We start from the raw sequence: 24,726 nt of genomic DNA on the forward strand, positions 1-24,726 counted from the left end.
GCGGCGAGTGTGCCAGGCCGGCCCTTGTGGTGGAAGCGCTTCCACAGGTGGGGTCGGGTCCGGCGAGCAGGGTGCGGGAGGGGCGGAGCGCGGTGTCGGGGTCGAACCGGGGAAGCGAGGACGTCGAGGTGACGTCGGGTGGTGTCAGGGGTGCGGCGGTCGGGGTGGCGGTCACGTTCGGGCTCAACGGGGTCGCGGTGGCGTCCTGGTTCGCCCGCGTGCCCGCCGCCCGCGACGCGTTGGGGCTCGGCTCGGGCGCGCTCGGGTTGTTGCTGCTGGCGATGTCGGTGGGCGCGACGGCGGCGATGCTCACGGCCGGCGAGGTGACCCACCGCCTCGGGGCCCGCCGCACGGTGCGCGTGTCGGCGGTCGGGGTGTCGGCCGGGTTGGTGGTCGCGGGCGCGGCCATCGGGGTGTGGCCGTCGGTGTCGGCGACGGCGGTCGGGTTGTTCCTGCTCGGCTACGGGTCGGGCACGTGCAACGTGGCGATGAACGTCGAAGCGGCGGCGGTCGAGCGGGTGCTCGGTCGCACGGTCATGCCGAGGTTCCACGCGGTCTGGAGCCTGGGCACGGTGGCCGCCGCCGGCCTGGCCGCGGCGGCGGCCTGGCTGGACGTGCCGGTGACCGCCCACCTGGCGGGTGTCGCGGTGGTCGCGGTGGCGGGCACGGTCGTCGCCGCGCGGTCGTTCCGGCACGGCGCGGACGACGCGGCCGGCGGGAAGAGCGGTGTGCCGGCCGCGTGGCGGGAGCCGCGCACGCTGCTGATCGGGGTGCTGGTGCTGGTGCTGGCGTTCACCGAGGGCACCGCGAACGACTGGGTCGCGGTGGCGTTCGTGGACGGGTACGCGTTCGGGCCGGCGGCGGGCGCGGTCGTGTTCGGCGTGTTCGTGGCGACGATGACGTTCGGCCGGGTGGTGGGCACGGTCGCGCTCGACCGCTGGGGGCGGGCGCCGGTGCTGGTGGGCACGATGCTGCTGGCGATCACCGGGACGGCCCTGGCGGTGCTGGGCGGCGAGCCCGCGGTGGCGGTGGCCGGGGTGGCGTTGTGGGGTCTGGGCACGTCGCTCGGCTTCCCGGTCGGCATGAGCGCCGCCGCCGACGAGGAGGGCCGGGCGGCGGCCCGGGTCAGCGTGGTCGCGGTCATCGGGTACACCGCGTTCCTGGCCGGGCCGCCGGTCGTGGGGCTGCTCGGGGACCAGGTCGGTGTCCTGCGGGCGCTGCTGGTCGTGCCGCTGCTGCTGCTCCCGGCGCTCGCCCTGGTCCCCGTCGTCCGCCCTACTCGGTCCGCAAGGCCGTCGCCGTAGACGTCTTCGCCGCCCAGGTGGCCGGTGGCGCCGCGCCCGCGATCGCGATCAGCAGGCCGCCGGCGCCGAGGAGCAGCAGCGTGAGCGGGTCGAGCACGGCGAACGCCGACGGGGGCAGGCCGAGCCCGGCGCTCTCCCCCATCGCCGGCAGCACGGCCCGGTGCAGCGCGACCCCGGCGGGCACGCCGACCGCGCCGCCGACCACCCCGATGACGACGACCGAGGCGATCACCATGGCGATGGTCTGCCGGGGTGTCATGCCGAGTGCTTTGTGGACGCCCAGGTCGCGGATGCGTTCGCGGGTGTCGAGGACGACGGCGTTCAGCACGCCCATGGCGGCGACCGCGACGAGCATCAGGGTGAGCGCGGCCGTCAGGCTGTCGATGAGCACGATGGTGTCGCTGATCTGGGTGGAGCCTCCCGCCCGGGCGGTGACGTCGAGCGGTTTCAGCGCCGTGTTCAGCCCGTCGAGGTACGCGGTGACGTCGGTGCCGGGCCGCACCGCGATGTGGTGGCTCACGTCCGCGGACCCGGACGCGTAGGTGGCCGAGTCGGTCAGCACCACCATGCCGTCGTGGCTCATCTCGAAGACGTCGCCGACGATCCGCAGGGTGACCGGGTTCGCGCCGTCGTTCACCGTCACGGTGTCGCCGACCCGGGTGCCGGTGGCGGTCAGGAACGTCGTGGGCGCGACGGCCTCGCCGGGCTGCGCGAACCAGCGGCCGGACACGAGCTGGTAGCCGTCCCAGGTGGCGTCGCCGGTGAACGAGACGAGCGCGGTCGTGCCGGCCACCCCGCTGACGGTCACGTTCGTCCGGGTGGTGCGGTAGTGCGCGCGCGTCCCGGCTTGTGCGTCGACGACGGCCGAGACCGCGACCGGGTCGGCCGGGCGGGCACCAGGACCGGGCCCGGGCCCGGGGCCGGGGCCGGGGCCGGGGCCGGGACGGCGATCGCCGCCGGCGCCTTCCACGCCGATCGTCACGTCCGCCGAGTCGTGGTCGCGGGCGATCTGGATCTGGTTGAGCGACGCCGCCAACCCGACCGCGAACGTGACCGCGGTGGCCCCGAACAGCACCGCCGCCACCATCGCCGCCGCACGGGCGGGCCGGGCGAACGGGCGGGCCAGGCCGAGGCCGACGGGTCGCGGCAGGGCCAGCCGGGCGGTCAGCCCGGCGGCCCACCGGCCGCGGCCGGGGCGCGGGGTTCGGCCGACGGCGATCGCGTCCACCGTGCGCAACCGCCCGGCGCGCAGCGCGCTCGCCCACGCCACGGCCGACACGAGCGCCAACGCGCCGGCGACCACCGCGGCGTCCACCCACGGCGCCACGGTCAACGTCACCGCGCCGTAGACGTCCTCGGTCTCGGCCAGCACCGGGATCGCGAGCAGGTTGCCCGCGACGACGCCGACCGCCGCGCCGGCCGCCGCCGGGACCAGCGCCTGCCCCAGGTACGCCCACACGACCTGCGCGGGGGTGAAGCCGAGGGCTTTGAGGATGCCGATCCGCCGGGTTCCCGCGCCGACCGCGCCCGCGACCACGTTGCCCACCACCAGCAGCGACATGACCAGTCCGAGCACGCCGAACGCGATCAGGAACGGCACGAACACCGCGGTGCTCCGGTCGGCCGCCCGCTTCAGCACCAGCCACGACTGCGACCCGCTCAGCGCGTCCTCGGGCATCGCCGCCGCGACCGCCGCGCGGGCCGCGTCGACCTCCTCGGTCGTGGCGGCGGACGCGAAGCGGTACAGCACCTGGTAGCCCTCGGGCTCGGTGATCCAGGACGGTGGCACCCAGCCGTCGGCGGTGCGGCTGACCGAGCGGGCCACGCCGACCACGGTCACCGCGGAGCCGTCGGCGAGGGAGAGGCGGCGGCCGACGCCGGAGCCGGTCGGCGAGTGCGCGTAGGGCCCGTCGGCGGACACCACGACCTCGCCCGGCTCGTCGGCCCACTCCCCTTCGGTCACCGTGACCGCGTCCACGGGTCCGCCGGCGGGGTCGGCCCGGCCGACGACCGTCATCGGCGCCTCGTCGCCGCGTCCGCCGCCGCTGGGCGTGACCGACTTGGTGGGGAACGGCCCGGCGGAGGCGGTGACGCCCGCGACGGGCGCCACCAGCTGTCCCGCCGTGGTCTTCGTCGCGTCGAACCACGCGGACAGGTGCGCGCCGCGCTGCTCGGCGAACGCGTCGTCGAACGGCGCGGTGGACGCCACCAGCAGCGACCCGCCGAGCACGGACGACGTGACGGCCATCGTGGTGGCGAGCCCGATCACCGCGGTCTGCACCCGGCGGCGCGCGATGCCCGAGCGGACGACCCGGCCCAGGCCGCTCATCGGGTCGGCGCCGCGGCGACGTCGCCCGCGATCCGGCCGTCGACCAGCCGGATGGTGCGGCGGGTGCAGGACCGGGCGAGCGCCAGGTCGTGGGTGACCACCACGATGGTCTGGCCGTCGGCGTTCAGCTCGGTGAGCAGCGCGCTGACGTCCTCGCCGGAGGCGGTGTCGAGCGCGCCGGTCGGTTCGTCGGCGAGCAGCAGCGCGGGCCGGTTCATCAGCGCCCGCGCGACCGCGACCCGTTGCCGCTCACCGCCGGACAGCCGGCCCGGGTAGGCGCGGGCGTGCCGGGCGACGCCGAGCTGGTCGAGCAGTTCCGCCGCGCGTCGGGCCGCGGTGCCGCGCGCCATGCCCGCGAGCTGGGCGGGCAGCACCACGTTGTCGGCCACGGTCAGGTCGTCGAGGAGGTTGAAGAACTGGAACACCATGCCGATCCGGGCCCGCCGGTGGCGCGCGGACGCAGCCTCGCCCAGGCCGTCGATCCGCACGCCGGCCACGGTGACGGCGCCGGTGTCGGGTCGGTCGAGGCCGGCGATCAGGTTGAGCATCGTGGACTTGCCGCTGCCGGACGGGCCGAGGACCGCGACGGCCTCCCCCGCCCGCACGGTCAGCGTCACGTCGCTCAACGCCGGTGGCCCGTCGTCGTACCCGCGGCTCACGTCACGCAGTTCGATCACCGGCGTGGTCATGGTCGGCTCCCTGGTTCGTCCTCGATGTGGCGCGGTGGACGCTAGGAGCGGCGCGGACGCGGGCGCGTCGGTCGGCGGGGGCATTTCCGGTAGCCCGCCGGGACGACGGCGGCGCGGTGTCATCCCTGAGGTGTAGTCGAGCGGTGTAGGCGGAGGGGTCGCCGGGTGGATGTCCGCGGCCGGCGGGTCGGTGAGAATGGCCGGGTGACTATCGCGCCGGTGGTGGACCGACTGCGGGCCTGGGCGGCGCTGGTGCTGCCGCCGACCGGTCCGCTGCCACGGCCCACGGTGCGCAACTACGTGTTCGACGCGGTGCTGGCGCTGGTCGTCGGCATCGCCTCGGTGCGGTACGCGGTCGACTCGCAGGACGTGCCGGCGCGCGTCGTCGTGGTCGGCGGTCTGCTGCGACCGGTGCCCCTGCCTCCGCCGCCGCAGCCCGGGGTGATGGCGGGTGCCGTGGTGATCGCGGTGGTGGGCGCGGTGGCGTTGGCGCTGCGCCGCCGCTATCCGCTGGCCGTGCTGTGGGTGGTGCTGTACGCGACGTCGGCGTCGCCGTCGGAGTCGCCGGGGCTCACGTTCTACGCGTGCGTCATCGCCGCCTACTCGGCGGCGGCGTACAGCCCGCACCGGTGGCCCGCGCTGGCGAGCCTGCTGGTGGCGGTGCTGGTGGTGGCGGTGTTCCGGGACTCCGAGCTGCCGGTGGTGCCGAACGAGTACGTGCCGCTGCTGGTCCTGGTGCCGCTGATCGTGGCGGCGAACGGCCTGCGCACGTGGAAGGTCCGCACGGACGAGGGCCGGGCGCAGGTGTCGGCGTTGGAGCGCGAGCAGGCGGAGGCGTTGCACCGGGCGGTGGAGCACGAGCGGGCCCGCATCGCCCGCGAGCTGCACGACGTGGTGACGCACCACGTGAGCGTGATGACGATCCAGGCGGGTGCGGCGCGCAAGGTGATGGCGTCCTCGCCGGGGCAGGCGCGGGAGGCGTTGCTGGCGGTCGAGGCGGGTGGGCGGGCGGCGATGACGGAGCTGCGGCACGTGATGGGGTTGCTGGCGGCGGACGGCGCCGACCCGGCGGACCTGGCGCCGCAGCCGGGGCTCGACCAGCTGGCGGCCCTGGTCGCCCGGCTGCGGGACTCGGGGGTGCCGGTCGAGTCGACGGTGAGCGGGCAGCCGCGCCCGCTGCCGTCGGGGGTGGAGCTGGCCGCCTACCGGGTGGTGCAGGAGGCGTTGACGAACGCGGTCAAGCACGCCTCCGGCGGGTCGGCGGCGGTGACCGTGGTCTACGGCGCCGACCACCTCCGGGTGGAGGTGGTCGACACCGGCGGGGAACCCGGTCCCGGTGCGGCCGCGGGCGACGGGCACGGGCTGATCGGCCTGCGGGAGCGGTTGGCCGTGTACGGCGGCACGCTGGACGCCCGGCCCCGCGCCGGCGGCGGTTACCACGTCACCGCGTCGATCCCGGTGCAGGCGCCGTGAACGCCCCGCTGCGGGTGGTGGTCGCCGACGACCAGGTGTTGGTGCGCACCGGTTTCCGGATGATCCTCACCGCCGACGGCATCGACGTGGTCGGCGAGGCGACCAACGGCCTGGAGGCCGTGGAGGCGGTGCGGCGGACCGTGCCGGACGTGGTGCTGATGGACATCCGGATGCCGGAGCTGGACGGCCTGGAGGCCACCCGCCGCATCCTGACCGGGGCGCGGCCCGAGCCGCGGGTGATCATCCTGACCACGTTCGACCTGGACCACTACGTCTACGCCGCGTTGTCGGCGGGCGCGAGCGGGTTCCTGCTCAAGGACGTGACGCCGGAGCACTTGGTCGCCTCGGTGCGGATGGTGCGCTCCGGCGACGCGTTGCTGGCGCCCGCCATCACCCGCCGGTTGGTGGAGCGGTTCGCGGACCGCGGTGCGGGCACCGCGTCGTTGCACCGCGACCTGGCCGCGTTGACCCCGCGCGAGCTGGAGGTGCTCGGCCTGCTGGCGCGCGGGCTGAGCAACGCCGAGCTGGCCGGGAAGCTGCACCTGTCCGAGGCGACGGTGAAGACCCACGTGGCGCGCATCCTGGCCAAGCTGGGACTGCGCGACCGCGTGCAGGCCGTCGTCGTGGCCTACGAGACCGGTCTGGTCACCCCCGGCGGGCGTGGCTGAGGTTCAGCCGAGGAACCGCACGTCGGGGTGCCGGTCGGACGGTCCGTCGAGCAGGTGTCGCGGCCGGTGGCGCAGGTGCCGGTCGAAGAACGCGGTCAGGTAGGCGCGTTGGGCGGCGGTGCTGCGGTCCGGGTCGACGGCGCCGATGACCGGCGTCGTCACCGCCGGGTCGAGGCCGAGGTGCGCGGCCAGTCGCGGCAGCAGCGACTGGTGGTCGGTGAACGAGGAGTGCTCGCCGTCCGGCAGGTGCAGCTGCCGTGACCAGGCGCGGTGGCGGGCCAGGAACGACTGCCACGACAGGTCGGACGCCGCGCTGTGGTCGCCCGCACTCATCAGCAGGAACGGCCGGTCCAGGCCCTCGGTGGCGACGCGGCCGAAGTCGCCCGCGGCCTGGTCGTAGGCCATGCTGCCGTCGAGGTTCGCGCCCGCGTCGATCCTGCGGTCGGTCAGCATGGTCTCGCCGGCGGTGAACCCGCCCGCCGAGTGGCCGACCACGCCGACGTGGGACAGGTCGAGCGAGCGGGCCAGGCCCGCCGGCGGGCGGCGGCGGGCCGCGTCCGGGTTGCCGCCGCGGGCCAGGACTTCCAGCTGGTCCAGGACGAAGCTCGTGTCCCGCACGCGGGTCGCCATCAGCTTCTTGTTGACGTCGATCGTCAGCGGCGGGACGGAGCGCGGCGCGACCCGGCCGTCCGGGAACCGCACCGCCGGCGGCTCGTGGGTGTGGTCGATGGCGACGACCGCGTAGCCCTCGCTCGCCAACTGCTCCGCGAGTCCGGTGCCCAGGGCGCGGGGGTTGCCGCGTCCCGGCGAGTACAGCACGACGGGTCGGCGGCCGGGGACGGCCGGCGCGTCGGGGACGGAGTGGGTGGCGAAGCCGTAGTCCAGCTCGGCCGGGTCGATGCGCAGGGCGCGGGCGTCGCTCGCGGCGACCACCTCGGCGACGCCGGGCGGCAGGTACGGCGCCTTCCCGTCCCCGTCCGCCCTGGCGGGGTACCGGATGGTGACCATCAGCTCCCGGGTGGCGCCCGGCACCCACGGGTCGGGGCGGGCGTGGTCGACCAGGTGGAGTTCGGTGGTCCCCACCGCGAAGGGGCCGGTGGGGGCGGGGAGTTCGAATCTCACCGGCGACACCGCGGCAGCGGGTGCGGGTGCGGCCGTCCGGGGTGGGACTGTCGCGGGTGGGGCTGTCCCGGGTGCGGCCGTGGCGGGCACGGCCGTGGCCAACGTCGCGCCGGCGAGCAGCGCCGGCAGGATCACTCGTTTTCCAGTCACCCGGACGAACCTAGGGCGGTCCGGGTGCGCACCGGATCAGGACGATCACCCAGCGGCACCCTGAGCCGCCCACTAGGTGACGTCGAATCCGGTCCACTGTGGAGCGCCCAGCGCGGCGGCGATCCGCCGCGCCCGCCGCCGGTGCCCGGCGGCCTGTCCGGGACGGCCGAGCGCGGCGGCGAGGGCGGCGAGGTGGTGGGCGGTCGGGCCGAACGCGACCAGGCCGCTGCCCGCGCCGGCGAGCTCCCCGGCCGCCGGGAGGAGCCGGTCGTAGAGGCGCGCCATGGTCGGCCGGTCGCCCGCTTCGACGGCGACCACCGCGTGCAGGCACGTCCTGGCCTCGAACAGCAGGTCGTGCGGCGAGTCGGGGACGACGGCCGCGAGCGCTTCGGCGCGCTCGCCCCGCGCCAGCAGGACGACCGGGCGCGCCCACGGCTCGTACGGGCCCCAGTCGGCGTCCGGCACGTCGCCGAGGCCCAGCAGCGCCAACGGCAGGATTCCCCTTTCCACGCCCGGCATCCCGGCGCCGGACAGGCGGGACGCGGCGGCGCGGTAGGCGGCCCGCGCCTCGTCCCGCCGCCCGGTCACGGCCAGGCGCAGCGCGGTGTACCAGGTGGTGAAGACGCCGACCAGCGGCAGGTCGTGCCGTTCGGCGAGCGCGTCGGCCGCGGCGGCGTGCCGGTCGGCGGCGGCCAGGTCGGCGAGCGCGGCGTGGGACTGCACGAGGATGAGGTGGGCGAGCACCTCGAACGTCACCAGGCCGTGGCGGGCGGCGAGGTCCAGCAGCTCCGCGCCGATCCGGGCCCGGTCCGGCGCGAGGCCCGCCCGGTGGCACGTCTGGAGGAACCGGCCGTTGAGCGCCAGGGCCAGCAACGCCGGGTCGTCCAGCTCGCGGGCGACGGCCTCGGCTTCGAGGGCCGCGTCCCGGCCACGCCGCCCGGTGTCGGCGCGGCGTTCCATCGCGATGGTGACCAGGAGGCGGGCGCGTTCGGCGTCGTGGCCCGGCGGCAGGGCGTCCAGCGCGCGTTCGGCCGCGTCGACGAGGTCCGCGGACAGGGCTTCGTCGTCGTTGGTGGTCCAGATCGCGGGCACGTCGAACGAGCCGATCGTGCGGGCGGTCAGCACCGGGTCGCCGGCCACCTCGGCGACGGCGCGCGCCCGGTGCCGGCGGGCCTGGTCGAGGTCGCCGGTCACGGCCAGCGCCCGCACCAGGCCCATCACGGCGTCGAGGCGGTCCGGTCCTCCCGTCCGGGCCAGCGTCTCGCGCCACCACCTGGCCGCCTGGTGCGGCGCGGACCGGCGCTCCGCGCGTTCCGCGGCGGCCCGGGTGTGGTGGGCGGTCCGCGCGGCGGCGACCCGGTTCCCGGCGCGCAGGAGGTGGTGGGCGACGGCCTCGACGTCGTCGGGGCGCACCCGCTCGACGACGTCGGCGGCAGCGGCGTGCCACCGGGCCCGGCGGGCGTGCGCGATGTCGTCGTACAGCGTCTCCTGCACGAGCGCGTGGGCGAACCGCAGCCGGTCGGCGTCCGGCTCGACCAGGAAACCCGCGAGCAGCGCCGACTCGACGGAGTCCAGCACCGCGTCCTCGTCGCCCGCGAGCGGGACCAGCACGTCCAGGTCGACCTCCTGGCCGAGGACGGACGCCTGGCGCAGGTGGGTGCGCGCCGTGTCGGAGAGCTGGGCGAGGCGGTGGCGCAGCACGTCGCGGACACCGGCGGGGACGGTGCTCAGGGCGGGGTCGGTCTCCCAGAGGCGGGTCAGCTCGCGGACGAAGAACGGGTTGCCGCCGCTGCGGGTGTGGATCGCGCGCACGTCGGCGTCCGTCGGCGCGCGGTCGGTGACGGCCTCGACCAGGTCGCGCACCCGGGCTTCGGTCAGGCCGCCCAGGTGGACGCGGGCGGGCTCGGTGCGGGCGGCCCGACCGAGGGCTCCGGTCAGGGCGGCGGAGATCTCGGTGGAGCGGTAGGTGCCGACGATCAGCACCCGGCCGGCGTCCGGGTCGGCGGCCAGGGACGTCACCAGCGCGAGGGTGTCGTCGTCGGCCCGGTGCAGGTCGTCGAAGACCAGCAGGACCGGCTGCTCCCGCCGGGCCAGGGCGGCGGCGATCGCGCGGTGCCGCTCGAACCGGCCGGCGGGCAGGTCGTCCCCGAGCGCAAGCGCTTCCGCCATCCGCGTCCACGGCCAGGCGGCGGGCGCGTCCTCGGCGCACGTGCCCCACGCGGTGGCCCAGCCGGCGGCGGCGAGCCGGGCGGCCAGCTCCTCGGCCAACGCCGTCTTGCCCGCTCCCGCCGTGCCCGAGACCAGCGCCAGCCGCCGGCCCGTCCGCGCGGCCCGGACCAGCTCGGCCAGCTCGTCCGCGCGGCCGACGAACGGGGTGGACCGGGCGCTCGACGGCTCGGGCGGTGGTTCGGGCGCGAGGGCCGGCGACTGGGCGAGGATGTCGGCCTCGAGCCGCCGGAGGGCGTGGCCGGGGTCGACGCCGAGCTCCGCGCGCAGCACGTCCCGGGACTGGCGGAGGGTGGCCAGCGCCTCGCCCTGCCGTCCGGTCCGGTAGAGGGCGAGGGCCAGCAGCCGCCGGCCGTCCTCGCGCAACGGGTGCGCGGTGACGTGCGCCCGCAGGTCCGGCACCGACTCCGCCGCCGCGCCCAGCGCCAACGCCGCCTCGGCCCGCCGTTCCACGGCCAGCAGCCGCACCTCGTCCAGCCTCGCGGCCTCGCCGTGCGCCCACGGCCGGTCGGCGAACTCCGCGTACGCGGGGCCGCGCCACAGGTCGAGCACGTCGTCCAGCAGCGCCTTCGCCTCCGCCGGCCGGCCGGCGGCCAGGGACCGGGCCGCCTCCCCCACCGCCGCCTCGAACCGCCAGGCGTCGACCTCGTCCGCCTCGCCCGCCCGCAGCGCGTACCCCGGCGGCACGGTCACCAGCAGCCGGGCGGGCGCGCGGGGTGGGCGGTCGGGTTCGAGGGCCTTCCGCAACGCGCCGACGAACGTCTGCACGGCGCCCAGCGCACCGTCCGGCGCGTCGTCGTCCCAGAGGTCGTCGATCAGCCGCGTCACCGGCACCACCCGGCCCCTGGCGACCAGCAGGCGTGCCAGCACCGCGCGGTGCCGCGGCCCCTTGAGGTCGAGCGGCCCGCGCCCACCCACGGCTCCCAACGGGCCCAACACCCGGAAACGCACCATCGCCGACACCGTATCCGACCTGGTCCAGGCGTGCGCCGGGGTGCTGATCGGCTGCTGACCGGGCGCTGATCGGCGCCGCCCAGAGTGGGTCGGGCAACCGCACCCCGACCGAACCCGGAGCCGCACGTGAAGGTCACCGAGCAGCGCGTCACCGTCGCCGACGGCGTGGCGCTCAACGTCGCCGTGGGAGGCACGGGCAGCCCCGTCGTGCTGCTGCACGGCTTCCCCCAGACCCACCTGATGTGGCGGCACGTCGCCGCCGACCTGGCCGCCGACCACACCGTCATCTGCCCCGACCTGCGCGGGTACGGCGACAGCGACAAGCCGGCCGACGACGGCCGGGCGTACTCGAAGCGCACGATGGCCGCCGACGTCGTCGCCCTCGCCCGCGCGCTCGGGCACGACCGGTTCGCGCTGGCGGGCCACGACCGGGGCGCGCTGGTCGCCGTCCGCGCCGGGCTCGACCACCCCGCCGCGGTCACCCACCTGGCGTCGCTGGACGTGCTGCCGACCCTCGACACGTGGGACGTCATGCACGGCGTCACCGCGGCCGTCGGTTTCCACCTGTACCTGATGGCCCAGCCGCCCGGCCTGCCCGAGGCGATGATCGGCGCGTCGGCGGACGCGTTCTTCGGCCACTTCCTCGACACGTGGGCCGTCGACCCGGCCGCGATCCCGGCCGACGTCCGCGCCGCCTACCTGAAGGCGTCCCGCGAGGCGGTCCCGTCGATCGTCGCCGACTACCGGGCCTCCGCCACCGTGGACGTCGAGCACGACCTGGCCGACCGGGAAGCCGGGAACCGGCTGCGCATGCCGGTGACCGTGCTGCAGCAGGACTGGGGCACGGTCCTCGGCTTCGACGCCGCCGACCGGTGGCGGCAGTGGGCCCCGGACCTGGACCACCGCACCGTCACGTGCGGTCACTTCATGGCCGAAGAGGCGCCCGGCGAGGTCGTCAGGGCGCTGCGGGACCTGCTCGCCCGCTAGATCCGGTGGGTGACCGGTTCCGGTGGCACGCTTCGGGGCGTGGACTTCCCCGGCGGCGTGCCGCTGACGGACGACGCGGCGCTCGACTGGGCCGCCGACGACTTCGGGCACGTCGTGCGACGGCGGCCGGTCGGTGTGCTGCGCCCGACGTCCGCCGACGACGTCCCGGCCGCGGTGCGGCTGGCCCGCGCGCACGGCCTCACCGTCGTGCCGCGGGCCGAAGGTCACTCGACCGGTGGACAGGCGCAGGCGCCCGGCGGGCTCGTGCTGGACATGACCGGCTTCCGGACCGTGCACCGGGTGACGTCCGAGCACGTCGTCGTGGACGCGGGCGCGCGGTGGAGCGACGTGCTCGCCGCCACCCTGCCGCTCGGCGTGACACCGCCCGTGCTGACCGACTACCTCGGGCTGTCCGTGGGCGGCACGCTGTCCGTCGGCGGTCTCGGCGGCGCGAGCCACCGCTTCGGGGCGCAGACGGACACCGTGCTCGAGCTCGACGCCGTCACCCCCGACGGCGTCCGGGTGACGTGCTCGCCGACCCGTCACCCGGAGGTGTTCGACGCGGTGCGCGCGGGAGGTGGCCGGCGGGGCGTGATCCTGCGGGCGACGGTGCGGCTCGTGCCCGCGCACACCCACGCCCGCTGCTTCCGGCTGCGCTACGACCGGGTGGGCGACTTCCTGCGCGACCAGCGGCTGTTGGCCGCCGAACGCCGGTTCGACCACCTGGAAGGGCGGGCCAGGCCGGACGGCGCGGGGCGGTGGTCGTTCCGGATCGACGCCACGGCCTACTTCACGCCGCCGGAGCCGCCGCCGGAGCCGTTGGCCGGGTTGCGCCACCGGCGTGAAGCGGCCGACGCCGACACCGCCACCTACCGCCGCTTCGCCAACCGGATGGCCGACGACGTGGCGGCCCTGCGCGTGCTCGGGCCTTGGCGGTGGCCGCACCCCTGGCTCACCGTGCTGCTGCCCGACACCGCCGTCGAGCAGGTGCTGACCGCGTCGTTGGCGGGGCCGGCGGTCGGCGAGAACGGCGTGGTGCTCGTCTACCCGGTGCCGCGCGCCGTGCTCCGCACACCCGGCCTCCGCGTGCCCGACAGCCCGCTCGTGTTCCTGCTGGCGTTGCTGCGGACCGCCGACTCGGCCCCGACCCTGCGCGCCATGCTCGAGGACAACGACGTGCTGCGCCGCCTCTGCCTCGCCGCCGGCGGCACCACCTACCTCCTCTGACCCCGCGTGTCCTACGTTCCGGTCACGCGTGTCCTACGTTCCGACCGTGCGTGTCCTACGTTCGGAACACCCATGTTGAACGCTCGGAACACACGCTCGCCGTGCCGAACGTTCAACACGGGGTACCGGAACGTAGGACACGCGTGACGCGAACGTAGGACACGCGTGTTCCGAAGGTAGGACACGCGAAGTGGTGGGCGGGTGCTGGTCAGTCGGGGCGTTCCGGCTCGGCCTTGGCGCGGCGGGCCCGCAGCGAGCCGGGACGCGCCTTCATCGACGGGTCGCGCCGCGTCTTGACCAGGCTCGCCACGGTCACCACCGTCAGCACCACGAGGATCACCGCGAGGCTGAGCAGCGTCGGCACCTCCGGCACGCGCGGGTCGAGGTCCTCGTGCGCCCAGTGCAGGATCAGCTTCACCCCGATGAACGCCAGGATCAGCGACAGGCCCGTCGACAGGTACACCAGCCGGTCGAGCAACCCCTTCACCAGGAAGAACAACGCCCGCAAGCCGAGCAGCGCGAACGCGTTGGCGGCGAACACGATGTACGGCTCGGACGTGATCCCGAAGACCGCCGGGATCGAGTCCAGGGCGAACAGCACGTCGATGCTGCCGATCGCCAGCAGCACCACGAACAGCGGCGTGGCCATCCGGCGGCCGTCGACGCGGGCGAACAGCTTGCCGTCCTGGTAGTCGTCGGCGATCGGCAGCACCCGGCGCGCGGTCTTCACCACGAGGTTGTCCTCGACGTCCGGGTCCTCGTCCCGGTGCCGGAACAGCTGCACGGCCGTGTAGATCAGCAGCAGGCCGAACAGCAGGAACACGAACGAGAACAGCGCCAGCAGCGTCGCGCCGACCGCGATGAACACCGCGCGCAGCGCCAGCGCCAGCACGATGCCGAACGTCAGCACCTTGTGCTGGTGCTCCTCCGGCACGGCGAACGTCGACATGATGATCACGAACACGAACAGGTTGTCGACCGAGAGGCTCTTCTCCACCAGGTAGCCGACGAAGTACTCGGTGCCGGCCTGCCCGCCGTACGCCAGCGTGAACCACACGCCGAACAGCAGGGCGAAGAGCACGTAGAACACCGACCACGCGGTCGCCTCGCGGATCTTGACGCGGTGCGGGCGCAGGACCGCCAGCACTAGGTCCACCGCGATCAGCACGAGGACCAGGCCGATGGTGAGCGCCCAGGTGAGCCCTCCGATGTCCGCCACGTCAGCGGCCCCGGCGGGCGGAGGTGGGCGGGACCGGCGGCGGTAGCGGGTTCGGCGGCACCGGGTCGGGTCCGGTCGGGTGCGGCCGGCGCGGGACGGGGTCCGGGGTCGACGGGTCGGGCGGGTCCGGTTCGTGGCCGCGGGGCGGGGAGGCGGAGGGGCGGGCCGGGTCGGGCCGGTGGGCGCGGAGTTGCGGGGTCACGCGTGCCTCCTCGTGGAGTCGTTGCGTCGCGGTGCGCGATCACCGCCGAGCACGGCGCGTGGTCGAGCACAATGTGACGCACCGGGCCGCACGGCGCACGGCGGACCGCGCGGGGACCGGAGGAGTACCCCGGCCCGCGGACGGCGTGACCGGGGCCCCTCGGCAGGGCGTAACGCCGCACCGGACCAGGACGACGCCACGGTCACACATGAGGTCCACACCGAGGGGCGGCGTGCCATGACCGATCGGCATGGGCGGGGCGCGGATCTCGCCGTCGGCACGACCGAGGCGCGCGGCCTCGCGGTCACCCGGGTCGTCGGCGAGGTCGACCTGGCGGGTGTCGACCTGGTCCGCGCCGAGCTGGACGCCCAGCTGGCCCGGCGGCCACCGGTGCTGGTGGTGGATCTGACCGAGGTGACCATCCTGGGTTCGCTCGGCATCGCGGCCCTGCTCGACGCGCACCACCGCGCGGTCGCGGTCGGGGTCCGGTTCACGGTCGTGGCGAGCCGCCGATCGGTCGTTCACCCGTTGGAGCTCACCGAGGTCGACCGGGTGCTGACCGTCGTGCCGTCCCTCGATCAGGTGGTCATCGGCTGACGTTCTCGCGCGCCTCGCGGGGACGACGGGCGTAGTGCGCCACGATGCTCACGGTGGCCGCGAGGAAGACGAGCTGCATGAGCGTGCGCGGCACCAAGGCGTCGCCGAACGACGGTGAGATGCCCTGCCGGGCGGCGTAGACGTTCGCCGGGAACATGCCGACCAGCATCGCGGTCAGGCCGGCCGCCGCCCACGGCGCGGTCCGCCGCCACAGCACGCCCGCCGCGCCCGCGAGTTCCAGCACGCCCGTCACGGTGATCACGAGACCGGGCGCGGGGACGGCGGGCGGCACCATCGCGATCAGCTCCTCGCGCAGGCCGGCGAAGTGCGCCACCCCGGTCGCGACGAACATCGCCGCGACCCCGCACCGCACGGCGAACGGCCAGGCGGGGACGCGGGTGACGCCGACGGCCCGCAGGCCGACCAGGGCGAGGGTGACCAGGACGAGGATCACGAGCGGTGCCACGGGCACTCCTCCGACGACGGACACGACGTGAACTTGACAGTGGCAAGATTGACGGCGACCCGCGAACTTGTCAATGACTAGATCGCGGGTAGGCTGCCGGGGTGACCACGGAGCGCCCGTACCACCACGGGGACCTGCGCCGCGCCGTCCTGGACGCGGCGGTCGAGGCGATCACCGAGCACGGACCCGCCGGCGTCGGCCTGCGCGACCTGGCCCGGCGGGTCGGGGTGTCGCACGCGGGACCGGTGCACCACTTCAAGGACAAGGCGGGCCTGCTCACCGCGCTCGCCGCGGAGGGCTTCACGCTCCTGGCCGACGCGCTGGACGGGACGGTGGCGGCGGGCGGCGACATCGTCGACCTGGGCGTGGCCTACGTGCGCTTCGCGGTCGGGCACCGCGCGCACTTCGAGGTGATGTTCCGGCCCGACCTCCTGCGCCCCGACGACCCCGCGTTGACCGAGGCGCGCGACCGGGCCGGCGCGGCCCTGGCGGACGGCGTCGCCGACCGGCCCGACCCGGCGTCGGCGTCGGTCGCGGCCTGGTCGCTCGTGCACGGCTTCGCGACGCTGTGGAACACCGGCGCGCTGTCGCGGGCCGGCCGGGACCCGGAGGCGATGGTGCGGGCCTTCGCGGGCTCGATGTTCCCGACCTAGCGGGCGGCCGGGCGCGCGTCACGACCGCCGGCGCGGCACCTCCACGCACGCCGACCGACCGACCGGCCACAGCCGGTCGGTCGGGTCCGGCGGGACGACCGTCACCGCTCCTCCACCAGGTCGCCCAGGTCGCGCAGGGTCCCGGTGACGGCGCGCAGCTCGGCCAGGGGCATGCGGGCGGCCACGTCGTTCGCCCACGCCGCCTGGCGCAGCTCGACCTCGCGCAGGGCCGCCCGGCCGCGCGGGGTGAGCGCGAGCAGCCGGGCCCGGCGGTCGCGCACGTTGTCCCGGAACTCGGCCATGCCGTCGCGGACCAGGCCGGCCGCCGTCTGCCGGACGGCCTGCCTGGTCAGCCCCATCACCCGGGCCACCTGCGCGATCGTGCGCGGCCCGTGGTCCACCACGCCGAGCACCTGCCACCGGGCGCTGGTCAGGCCCGCCGGCTCGGCCAGCCCGTCACCGGCGGCGAGGAGCAGGCCGTTCACCCGGAACACCTCGACGAGGAGGTTCGAGAACTCGCGGCCACGATCGGACAGGTCGGTCACATCGGACAATCTGGCAGGTTGACAAGTACCTGTCAAAGCCGGTCGACCGGTGAGCGCCGGCGGTCACCGGTCGGCCAGGTCCCGGTTGGACAGGAACCGCAGGTACTCGTCGAGGTCGAGCGGGTTGCCGTCCGTCCTGGCCCGGGTCGGCGCCGGCCCGCGGACCCGGCGGGCGGGGCCCGGTTCGTGCCGGATGCTCCCCTCGCCGCAGGTCAGACCGGGCAGGGCGGCGGCGAGGTCGTGCAGCGAGCGCGCCGGGAGGTCGCCCGGCACGCGCCACACCGGGCCGGTCGCGACCGCCGGGCCGAGGTCCGCGCCCAGCGAGAGCAGCAGGCCGGTCACGGCGCTGAGCGCGTCGTCCGGCACCTCCACCTCGACGGTGGAGCCGGGCTCGTGCACGGCGCTGCCCGCCTGCCGCAACGCCCGCAGCAGCACCACGGGCGTCAGGTGGCGGAAATCGGCGGCGACCGTCATCGGCGCGTCGAAGCCGACGCGCGTGATGGTCACCGCGCAGTCGGTGACCTCCCACCCGTGCAGGCCTTGCCGCAGCGTCGCCGTCGCCGCCTCCTCGATCGCCCGGTGGTACGCCTTCGGCAGCAGGCCGAGCTGGGCCTGCCTGGTGAAGGTGCGGCCGGAGCCCGGCGGCAGCGGCTCGACGCGCACGCCGACCGTCTGCCAGAAGTCGTTCGGCCCGCGCGGGTCGAACTCGTGCACCGACTCGCCCCGGCCCACCGGCCGTTCGAAGTACACCGGCCGGGCCTGCTCGAACACCGCCTCGACGCCGAACTCGCGGTGCAGCCGCTCGGCGATCACCTCGCGCTGCACGGCCCCGTAGAGCAGCACGGACGTCGTGCCGCCGCCCGCCGCCCGGGTCCGGATGAGCGGGTCCTCGTCGGCCAGCCTGGTCAGCGCGGCGTGCAGCTCGGCCGCCCGGCCGGGTTCCCCGGGCCGGACCACCGACTCCAGGATCGGCGGCGAGAAGTGCGTCCTCCCGCCGTCGTCGTCCGCACCCAGCCGATCACCCACGCGCACGTGGGGCAGCCCGCGCAGCTTGCCGATGTCGCCCGCGGTGAGCGGCCCGGCGCCGCCGCCCACGACCTCCAGCCCGGCGACGCGGCCCCGGTGCTCCTCCACCGCGCCCGAGGGGTCCCGGCGCCGGAACGCCACCCGCTGCCGGCCGTGCAGCGTCCCGGAGAACAGCCGCAGGTAGGCGACCTTCTCGCCCTTGCCGGTGCGTTCGACGGCGAACACGGCGCCGCGCAGGTCGTCGGACGGGGCCGGCCGCGGCGCGAGGAACCCCCGGATGCCGTCGGCCAGCTCCGCCGTGCCCGCGCCGGACACCGCCGAGCCGAAGTACACCGGGTGCACCAGCCCCCGGCACGTCTGGTCGCGCAGCGGCGCGGACACGTCCTCGGGCACGTCGCCGTCGATCACCCGGCCCAGCAGCGGGAGGTCGTGGTCGGCCAGGAGCTCGGCCGCCTCCGCCCGGAACGCGCCGTCGGCGGCGGGCCGGGCGACGACCCGCGCGTCCCGCGCGCCCAGCCGCTCGACCCGCACCATCGGGAGCACGGCGGGCGTCAGCCGGCGGCGGATCTCGGCGAGCAGGTCGTCGTGCCGCGCGCCCATCCGGTCGATCTTGTTGACGAAGAGCAGGGTCGGCAGGCGCAACCGGCGCAGCGAGCGCAGCAGCACCCCGGTCTGCGCCTGCACGCCCTCGACCGCCGAGATCACCAGCACCGCGCCGTCCAGCACGGACAGGGCGCGGTCGACCTCGGCGACGAAGTCCGGGTGCCCCGGCGTGTCCACCAGGTTCACCTGGAGGTCGCCGAGCCGGAACCAGGCGACGGCGGAGCGGATCGTGATGCCGCGGCGGCGTTCCAGCTCGCCGCTGTCGGTCTGCGTGTCACCGCTGTCGACGCTGCCGAGCCGCGGGATCGTCCCGTGGTCGAACAGCAGCCGCTCGGTGAGGCTGGTCTTACCTGCGTCGACGTGCGCGAGCACGCCCAAGTTGAGGGTTCGGGTGGTGATGACGGTCCTCGGGGGTGTGGGAAGGGGCATCCGGACGGAGCAGACCGTCGAGTCGCCGCATCTCATTCCTCCTCAAGGCGTGAACACCTGCGCGGCACACCGTAGGGCGGACACCCGGCTTCGCGCCGGCCGATTTCACCCGGTGGTGCGCGGCGGCGGTGCGCGGCGCGGCGGACGACCGGTTCCACGCCCGTTCCCCAACGGGCGTGGAACCGCTCCCCTTCCCCCTGCCCCCCTTGCCCCCTGCTTCCCCTCTGATCCCCCCGGATCCCCTCGCCCCCCGGCTCCCCGACCTGCATCAATCCTGATCGACGGAGCCACCGGGAACAATGTCGCACCCAGGCCGCTCCGAGACCCGGTCAATTGCCGGGTTCCGGCAAAGAAGCCCCGGCGGGCGGGCCACACCGCCATACCACGGTGAAGCTAGTCAGAAAATCTCCCACTTGGCTGCTGTGCGGTAACTTGCCGGCACCTAAGCTGCTGTCCGACGACCCCTGCCGCATCCCTGCGCCGAACCCCGGTCGACCCCGGACCGGCGAGGGCTGCCCGTCGAAAGGACAGTCCCCATGCGTACCGGTCGATTCCGCGCCGCCGTCGTGGCCGCCGCCACCGCCCTGCTCGCCATCACCGGCGCGACCGCCGCCTCGGCCGCGCCCGCCGAAGTCGTCCAGGACACCGTCTTCCAGCCCGCCGCCGACACCCCCGTCACCGCCCTGGTCACCAAGCTGACCCACGCGCAGGCCACCGCGCGCTTCAGCGCGGCCGGCATCTCGTGGACGTCCAGCGGCGGGTGCAGCGACCGCAACAACCCGACCTGCACCTCGTTCACGCAGATCAACCTGACCACGGTGCAGGGCGCGGAGACGCTCAAGCGGGCCACCGGCTGCGCGCTGACCATCACCGGCGGCACCGAGACCGGCCACGCCAGCGGCACCTACAGCCACTGGAACGGCTACAAGCTCGACTTCCGCCTCACCACCTGCCTCACCAACTACGTGAAGGGCACCTTCACCTCCATCGGTGGCAACAAGTGGCAGTCCGGCTCCGGGAACGTCTACTACCTCGAGAGCAACCACTGGGACGTCACCTACTACAACTGCGGCGGCTGCTGACACCGCCGCGTGGAAGGGGGACCGGCGGCGCGACCGGTCCCCCCTCTCACACCCTCGCGGTCACCCGAAGGCCTTCACCTCCAGCAGCCCGACCGAGCCCGCCCCGCTCCGCAGCACGACCCGCAACCGCGTCGTGCTCACCGGCGTGAACGTCACCTCCTGGTAGGCGTCCGGCGCGACCGGGTAGCCGCTCGCGCCCGCCACGTCCACGTAGGCCGACCCGTTCCACTGCTGCACCTTCCACGACGCGGGCACCCGCACTCCCCCGTTGTCGTCGAAGAAGTACACCCGAGCCGACCGCACCGACTGCGCCGACGCCCACGTCAGCTCGGCCCACTGCTCGCCGGTCTCGGGCCAGGTGCCCCACCGCGGGTTGACGGCGTCGTCGGACGACGGCGGGTCGACGCCGTCGTTGATCGCGGCCACCGACTCCCACGACGAGGTGTAGGACGCCGACGGCGTGGCGGAGGCGGCCAGGTTCACCGGCGGCTGCGGATCGGTGCCGCCTCCCCTGCTGTAGGCCTTCACCTCGGTCAGCCCGGTCCTGAACCCGGGGGCGTGCGTCACCTGGACCCGGATCCGCTGCGTGGACACCGGGGTGAACGCGACCCGGTTGTAGTTGGCCCTCGGCGTGGCCGGCGTCCTGCCCTGCGCCGCCGCGCCGACCCACGTGGAGCCGTTCCAGTACTGGATCGCGTACGACGACGGCGCCCGGTACCGGTTGCCCGCCCGGTCGTCGCGGAAGTGCAGCCGCACCTCGTCCACCGTGCGCTGCTGCCGGAAGTCGATCTCGTACCAGTCCGCGGCGTTGGGCGATCCCGAGGTGCCCCACAGCGGCTCGTTGATCGGGAACCCGTCGACCGCGGCCCCGACCGACGTGCCGGACGCCGTGTACGACGCCGTGACGCCCGCGCCCTGCGCCAGGTTCGGCGCGGTGGAGGTCAGGTCGACGCCCGCCTTGGCGAACATGTCGACCATCCGCGCGCCGCCGTGCGCCACGTCCTGCGGCGCCTGCAACCCGGTGACCGCCGCGGAGTGGTTCACCGTGCCGGCGCCGGAGGGGAACGTGACCTCGCCGTTGGCCGGGTTGTAGAGCACGCGGGTCAACCGGTCGACGGTGAACGCGCGCGTGCCGTCGAGGTAGACCGAGTAGCCCTGCGGCACGCCGTTGTAGCGGGTGACGCCGTCGGCCGGGTCGTCCCACACCACGCTCAGGTCCATGTTGCGGTAGCGCAGGTTGTTGACCGCGAAGTGCGACCAGCCGATGGTGATCGGCGACAGCTCGATCCGGGTGTCGGTGCGCGGGCGCAGCCCGGCCACGTCCTCCACCACGGTCCAGTTGCTGCTGCCCAGGATGTTGTGGTGGATCCACGACCGGTAGTCGATGCTGCGGCTGCCGGAGTTCCAGTCGGCCCAGAACTCGTTGGCGTCGGGCCACTGCGTGTTGCCGCCGACGTACTGCGCCCAGGTGTTCCAGTAGAGCAGCTTCTTGTAGTCCTCGGCGGTCATCCACTGGTTCGGGTAGTTGCGCAGCACCGAGGAGTACAGCCGGAACTGGACGGTGGAGTTGATGGTGGAGAAGTTGTTGGAACCGGGGTGGCCCGCCTGCGCGGCCTCCGCCTTGTCGCGCTGGTTGGCCGTGTAGAACGGGAAGACCGGGTACTCGTTCGGGTCGGCGAACAGCCGCAGCGCCTGCTTGTACTGGTCGGTGTTCGGCATCAGGCCGACCGAGAACGGGTAGTAGTTGTTGATCTCCTTCCACGGCACGTGGGTGTTCGTGGCCACGTGCTTGTGCTCCAACAACTGCCGCGACGGGTTCCACAGGGTGGTCACCACGCCGTTGCGGATGCGGTCGGCGAGCGCTTGCATCTCGCTCGCCTTCGCGGTGTTGCCGGTCAGCGCGTAGGCCTGTTGCGCGGCCATCGCGCCGCTCCACACGTACGCCGTCTCGGCGCGGTCGAGGTTGCCCGCGCGCCAGTCGAACGACACCGCGTCGGCGTCGTTGCCCGTCATGGCGCCCCAGTCGTACTCGATGACGCCGTTGTTGTTGGTGTCGTAGGTGGCCAGTTGCCCCTTCACGTCACCTTCGGCGTACTTGGCCAGGTTGCCCGCGACGCCCGGCCGGCCGCCGTGGATCTGGTAGCTGCGCCACGCCGCCTCGGAGATGTACTGGGTGTAGGAGTTGGACCAGTTCTCCGGGTCGCCGGGGTTGTCCATGAACCGGCCGCCCTTGGACGACTGGCCGACCGACAGCCACGGCCCGTACGAGTAGACCGGGTCGCGCAGGTACTTCAGGTCGTCGATGTGCATCGGCTGGGTCAGCGCGATCGCGTTGTTGTAGCCGGTGACGCCCTCGATCGAGACCGGGAACTGGAAGTCCTGCCCCGGGATGTCCACGTCGAGGTGGTTGAAGCGCATCAGCCACCAGCGGTAGTAGACGTTCTTCTTGATCGCCGGGTCGGGCACGTCGATGTAGGGGATGTTGTCCGCCCACCACCGGTTGTAGTCGCGCACGTGGGTGGCGAACGCGACCGACGGCGAGTGGCCGCGGTAGGCGTTGTACTCGGTCAGCGACTCGGGGATCTCGTCGGTGACGAAGCCCATCACGACCTTGGTGGTGGCCGACTGGCCCGCGCCCAGCGTGACCGACCGGGTCAGCGCGCCGCTCGCGGCGGCGAACCCGTCGCCGGCCAGCCTGGGCCGGATGGTGGTGAGGTTGTTCTTCACCTGCCGCGAGCCGGTCAGCTCGGCGCCGCTGACCGCGGTCGCGTAGGGCGAGGTGACGCGCAGCGGCAGCGTGGCCGACGCCGAACCGGTGTTGGTGACGGTCAGGTTGGTGACGGCGACGTTGTTGTGCGTGATGAACTTCGCGACCTCCACCCGCACCCCCGTGCCGGTGTAGACGCCCTTCCAGTGGCTCGGGGCCTGCCAGCGGCTCGACACCTGCTCGGTCAGCGTCCCGGAGCCGACGGTGATCGCGTAGGCGTTCTGGCTGCTGATGTTGTCCCAGTAGGCGGCGTTGCCGCCGAACCCGATCACGGCCGGGTTGTGGGTGTACATGAACGCGCCGCGACCGCGGGTCATCAGCCACGGGCCGGCCGGGTCGTTGCCCGGTCGGGCGAGCAGGCGGTCCACCCAGAAGTCGGTGCCGCCGCTCTCGGCGTCGTAGATCGCGCGCATCGTGCTGCCGGTGCTGTAGCCGACCGGCGGCGCGGGGACCGAGGGGCCGTTGAACGTGGGGTAGCCGATCGTCTGCGCGGCGGAGGCGCCCTGCACCGGCACGAGGAGCGCGCCGAGCACCACCACGGCCGCCAGCCGTCGGGTCACGCCTGGAAGGCCTGCCATTCCAACACCCCCGTCGAGAAGTCGGGCTTCGAGGTGATCGACAACCGCAGCCGCGTGGTGTTCACGGCGGTGAACGTGGTGGTGTTGAACGCGTTGCCCGCGACGCCGCACGCCGACTGGCCGGGCACGCCGACGTAGGCGCTGCCGTTCCAGTACTGGACCGCGCACGACGCGGGCAGGTCGATGCCCTGGTCGTCGTCGAACCAGTAGGTGGCCACCTTGTTGATCGAACGGCTGGTCGGCCACTGGTACTCGACCCACTGCGTGCCGCGCTCGGGCCAGTTGCCGTAGGCGAGGTTCGAGCGGTCCGCCGAGTCGGCGGGCGTGCCGCCGTTGTTCAGCGCCGCCAGCGACTCCCACGTCGAGACGTAGGAGGTGGACGCGGTCGCCGACGGGGCCAGGTTCGTTCCCGTGCCGGGACCGGTGCCCGGGTTCGGCGGCGGGCCGGTCGTGGTCTGGGTGACCTTGCGCATCGTGCCGTCGGCGTTGAACTGCAGCAGGTCCACCGCGACGGACCGGCGGAAGTTGCCGCCGCCGGGCGCGTTGGCGTTGTGGTAGACGATGTACCACTGCCCGTTGAACTGCACGACGCCCGCGTGGTTGGTGGTCGAGGAGACCTTGTCGAGCACGACGCCGCGGTGCGTCCACGGCCCCAGCGGGTTGGTGGCGGTGGCGTAGCGCTGGCAGGCGTAGCTCGAGTCGGTGACGCAGCCGTTGGTGTCGTTGGCCGCGTACATCAGGTAGTAGAGGCCGTTGCGCTTGAACATCCAGGGCGCTTCCCAGAAGTTCGCCAGGCCCTGCGGTGTGGTCACCGCGCCGTCCAGCTCGACCATGTCGGGCTTCAGCTTCGCCGCCCGCGCGCCCCAGTAGCCGCCCCAGTAGAGGTAGGACTGGCCGTCGTCGTCGGTGAACACCGTCGGGTCGATGTTCAGCCCGGACGAGTTGGGCGTGCTGTCGCTGATCAGCGGGCCGCCCTTGGCGTCGCGGAACGGGCCGAGCGGGCTGTCGCCCACCGCGACGCCGATGTCCATCCAGCCCGCGCCGTTGCCGTTGACCGACGTGTACCAGTAGTACTTGCCGTTCTTCGGCTCGACCTCGCTCGCCCACGCGTCCGCGCCCGCCCACGGGAACGTGCCGATGTTCGCCTTCGCGCCGTGGTCGGTCCAGTTGGCGGCGTCCGTCGAGGACAGCACCCGCCACTCGCGCATGAGGAAGTTGTTGTTGCCGGTCGCGGCCTCGTCGCGGCCCGCGTAGATGTACATCGTGTTGCCGACGACGAGGGGCGCCGGGTCGGCGGTGTAGTAGCTCGTGATGATCGGGTTGGCCGCGGAGGCGGTCGGTGCGACGGCGACGACGGCGGCGGAGGCGACGAGCGCGAGTGCCGCGCCCAGCCTCACCGCCCGGATTCGGGTGCCCATGAGTGAGTCCTA

At 74.3% G+C, this 24,726-nt stretch carries 19 protein-coding genes; 8 read left to right on the plus strand and 11 right to left on the minus strand.

Features of this window, described 5'->3' with window-relative positions:
- The first annotated feature begins 128 nt into the window (after positions 1 to 128).
- Complete coding sequence (locus tag IOD16_RS24510) at positions 129 to 1,304, plus strand: MFS transporter (protein ID WP_201436320.1); 1,176 nt, start codon at positions 129 to 131, stop codon at positions 1,302 to 1,304.
- Here the strand turns inward: IOD16_RS24510 and IOD16_RS24515 are convergent.
- Together IOD16_RS24515 and IOD16_RS24520 are read right to left on the minus strand one after the other, a co-directional pair.
- Positions 1,276 to 3,633 carry an ABC transporter permease gene (locus IOD16_RS24515; RefSeq protein ID WP_201436321.1) on the minus strand — a complete coding sequence of 786 codons (2,358 nt, stop codon included), beginning with the start codon at positions 3,631 to 3,633 and terminating at the stop codon, positions 1,276 to 1,278. The two genes, IOD16_RS24510 and IOD16_RS24515, sit on opposite strands and share 29 nt — an antisense overlap.
- Positions 3,630 to 4,322: an ABC transporter ATP-binding protein gene (locus IOD16_RS24520; RefSeq protein ID WP_123746723.1), complete on the minus strand. Its 693-nt coding sequence runs from the start codon at positions 4,320 to 4,322 to the stop codon at positions 3,630 to 3,632. The genes IOD16_RS24515 and IOD16_RS24520 overlap by 4 nt, the downstream gene beginning before the upstream one ends.
- Before the next feature lie 204 nt (positions 4,323 to 4,526).
- On the opposite strand from IOD16_RS24520, the gene IOD16_RS24525 reads away from it, so the two are divergent.
- On the plus strand, positions 4,527 to 5,795 hold the full coding sequence (locus IOD16_RS24525; protein WP_236594345.1) for a sensor histidine kinase: 1,269 nt from the start codon (positions 4,527 to 4,529) through the stop codon (positions 5,793 to 5,795).
- On the plus strand, positions 5,792 to 6,463 hold the full coding sequence (locus tag IOD16_RS24530; RefSeq protein ID WP_201436323.1) for a response regulator: 672 nt from the start codon (positions 5,792 to 5,794) through the stop codon (positions 6,461 to 6,463). Before IOD16_RS24525 ends, IOD16_RS24530 begins: the two co-directional genes overlap by 4 nt.
- A 3-nt stretch (positions 6,464 to 6,466) precedes the next feature.
- Here the strand turns inward: IOD16_RS24530 and IOD16_RS24535 are convergent, their stop codons facing one another.
- Positions 6,467 to 7,585 carry an alpha/beta hydrolase family protein gene (locus IOD16_RS24535; RefSeq protein WP_236594346.1) on the minus strand — a complete coding sequence of 373 codons (1,119 nt, stop codon included), beginning with the start codon at positions 7,583 to 7,585 and terminating at the stop codon, positions 6,467 to 6,469.
- A gap of 222 nt (positions 7,586 to 7,807) precedes the next feature.
- Positions 7,808 to 10,915 carry a BTAD domain-containing putative transcriptional regulator gene (locus IOD16_RS24540; protein WP_201436324.1) on the minus strand — a complete coding sequence of 1,036 codons (3,108 nt, stop codon included), beginning with the start codon at positions 10,913 to 10,915 and terminating at the stop codon, positions 7,808 to 7,810.
- Positions 10,916 to 11,041: 126 nt separating this feature from the next.
- Between IOD16_RS24540 and IOD16_RS24545 the strand changes: the two genes are divergently transcribed.
- Positions 11,042 to 11,902 carry an alpha/beta fold hydrolase gene (locus IOD16_RS24545; protein ID WP_201436325.1) on the plus strand — a complete coding sequence of 287 codons (861 nt, stop codon included), beginning with the start codon at positions 11,042 to 11,044 and terminating at the stop codon, positions 11,900 to 11,902.
- 39 nt (positions 11,903 to 11,941) lie between these two features.
- Positions 11,942 to 13,129 (plus strand): FAD-binding protein, encoded by a 1,188-nt coding sequence (locus tag IOD16_RS24550; RefSeq protein ID WP_236594347.1) that lies wholly within the window; start codon positions 11,942 to 11,944, stop codon positions 13,127 to 13,129.
- Between the two features lie 208 nt (positions 13,130 to 13,337).
- On the opposite strand, the gene IOD16_RS24555 is transcribed toward IOD16_RS24550, so the two are convergent.
- Both IOD16_RS24555 and IOD16_RS24560 read right to left on the minus strand, forming a co-directional pair.
- Positions 13,338 to 14,348 carry a TerC/Alx family metal homeostasis membrane protein gene (locus IOD16_RS24555; RefSeq protein ID WP_201436326.1) on the minus strand — a complete coding sequence of 337 codons (1,011 nt, stop codon included), beginning with the start codon at positions 14,346 to 14,348 and terminating at the stop codon, positions 13,338 to 13,340.
- A 1-nt stretch (position 14,349) separates the two neighbouring features.
- On the minus strand, positions 14,350 to 14,550 hold the full coding sequence (locus IOD16_RS24560; protein ID WP_201436327.1) for a hypothetical protein: 201 nt from the start codon (positions 14,548 to 14,550) through the stop codon (positions 14,350 to 14,352).
- Positions 14,551 to 14,787: 237 nt separating this feature from the next.
- Between IOD16_RS24560 and IOD16_RS24565 the strand changes: the two genes are divergently transcribed.
- Positions 14,788 to 15,147: an STAS domain-containing protein gene (locus IOD16_RS24565; RefSeq protein WP_201436328.1), complete on the plus strand. Its 360-nt coding sequence runs from the start codon at positions 14,788 to 14,790 to the stop codon at positions 15,145 to 15,147.
- On the opposite strand, the gene IOD16_RS24570 is transcribed toward IOD16_RS24565, so the two are convergent.
- Positions 15,137 to 15,613: a DoxX family protein gene (locus IOD16_RS24570; protein WP_201436329.1), complete on the minus strand. Its 477-nt coding sequence runs from the start codon at positions 15,611 to 15,613 to the stop codon at positions 15,137 to 15,139. The two genes, IOD16_RS24565 and IOD16_RS24570, sit on opposite strands and share 11 nt — an antisense overlap.
- 101 nt (positions 15,614 to 15,714) lie before the next feature.
- Here IOD16_RS24570 and IOD16_RS24575 point away from each other — a divergent pair, with 101 nt between their 5' ends.
- Positions 15,715 to 16,266, plus strand: coding sequence for a TetR/AcrR family transcriptional regulator (locus tag IOD16_RS24575; protein WP_201436330.1), 552 nt, complete (start codon positions 15,715 to 15,717; stop codon positions 16,264 to 16,266).
- Between the two features lie 101 nt (positions 16,267 to 16,367).
- On the opposite strand, the gene IOD16_RS24580 is transcribed toward IOD16_RS24575, so the two are convergent.
- Complete coding sequence (locus tag IOD16_RS24580; RefSeq protein ID WP_201441551.1) at positions 16,368 to 16,811, minus strand: MarR family winged helix-turn-helix transcriptional regulator; 444 nt, start codon at positions 16,809 to 16,811, stop codon at positions 16,368 to 16,370.
- A 63-nt stretch (positions 16,812 to 16,874) separates the two neighbouring features.
- Positions 16,875 to 18,869 carry an elongation factor G gene (locus IOD16_RS24585; protein WP_201436331.1) on the minus strand — a complete coding sequence of 665 codons (1,995 nt, stop codon included), beginning with the start codon at positions 18,867 to 18,869 and terminating at the stop codon, positions 16,875 to 16,877.
- Positions 18,870 to 19,405: 536 nt separating this feature from the next.
- Between IOD16_RS24585 and IOD16_RS24590 the strand changes: the two genes are divergently transcribed.
- Positions 19,406 to 19,951 (plus strand): hypothetical protein, encoded by a 546-nt coding sequence (locus tag IOD16_RS24590; RefSeq protein WP_236594348.1) that lies wholly within the window; start codon positions 19,406 to 19,408, stop codon positions 19,949 to 19,951.
- A gap of 60 nt (positions 19,952 to 20,011) precedes the next feature.
- Here IOD16_RS24590 and IOD16_RS24595 read toward each other — a convergent pair whose 3' ends face one another.
- Together IOD16_RS24595 and IOD16_RS24600 are read right to left on the minus strand one after the other, a co-directional pair.
- A complete protein-coding gene (locus IOD16_RS24595) occupies positions 20,012 to 23,296 on the minus strand; it encodes a discoidin domain-containing protein (RefSeq protein ID WP_236594349.1) in 3,285 nt (1,094 codons plus the stop codon).
- Entirely contained in the window at positions 23,275 to 24,714 is a 1,440-nt protein-coding gene (locus tag IOD16_RS24600) for a glycoside hydrolase family 43 protein (protein ID WP_201436332.1), read from the minus strand. Before IOD16_RS24600 ends, IOD16_RS24595 begins: the two co-directional genes overlap by 22 nt.
- Positions 24,715 to 24,726: the final 12 nt, after the last annotated feature.

The organism is Saccharothrix sp. 6-C, assembly GCF_016695385.1.
In the GTDB taxonomy this organism is placed as follows: Bacteria; Actinomycetota; Actinomycetes; order Mycobacteriales; family Pseudonocardiaceae; genus Actinosynnema; species Actinosynnema texasense.

What these genes read in the sequence shown, in the direction of transcription:
- IOD16_RS24540 (WP_201436324.1), bottom strand. Translation starts at nt 10,915, where the DNA reads ATGGTGCGTTTCCGGGTGTTGGGCCCGTTGGGAGCCGTGGGTGGGCGC.
- IOD16_RS24600 (WP_201436332.1), bottom strand. Translation starts at nt 24,714, where the DNA reads ATGGGCACCCGAATCCGGGCGGTGAGGCTGGGCGCGGCACTCGCGCTC.
- IOD16_RS24565 (WP_201436328.1), top strand. Translation starts at nt 14,788, where the DNA reads ATGACCGATCGGCATGGGCGGGGCGCGGATCTCGCCGTCGGCACGACC.
- IOD16_RS24515 (WP_201436321.1), bottom strand. Translation starts at nt 3,633, where the DNA reads ATGAGCGGCCTGGGCCGGGTCGTCCGCTCGGGCATCGCGCGCCGCCGG.
- IOD16_RS24590 (WP_236594348.1), top strand. Translation starts at nt 19,406, where the DNA reads ATGCGTACCGGTCGATTCCGCGCCGCCGTCGTGGCCGCCGCCACCGCC.
- IOD16_RS24585 (WP_201436331.1), bottom strand. Translation starts at nt 18,869, where the DNA reads ATGCCCCTTCCCACACCCCCGAGGACCGTCATCACCACCCGAACCCTC.
- IOD16_RS24595 (WP_236594349.1), bottom strand. Translation starts at nt 23,296, where the DNA reads ATGGCAGGCCTTCCAGGCGTGACCCGACGGCTGGCGGCCGTGGTGGTG.
- IOD16_RS24520 (WP_123746723.1), bottom strand. Translation starts at nt 4,322, where the DNA reads ATGACCACGCCGGTGATCGAACTGCGTGACGTGAGCCGCGGGTACGAC.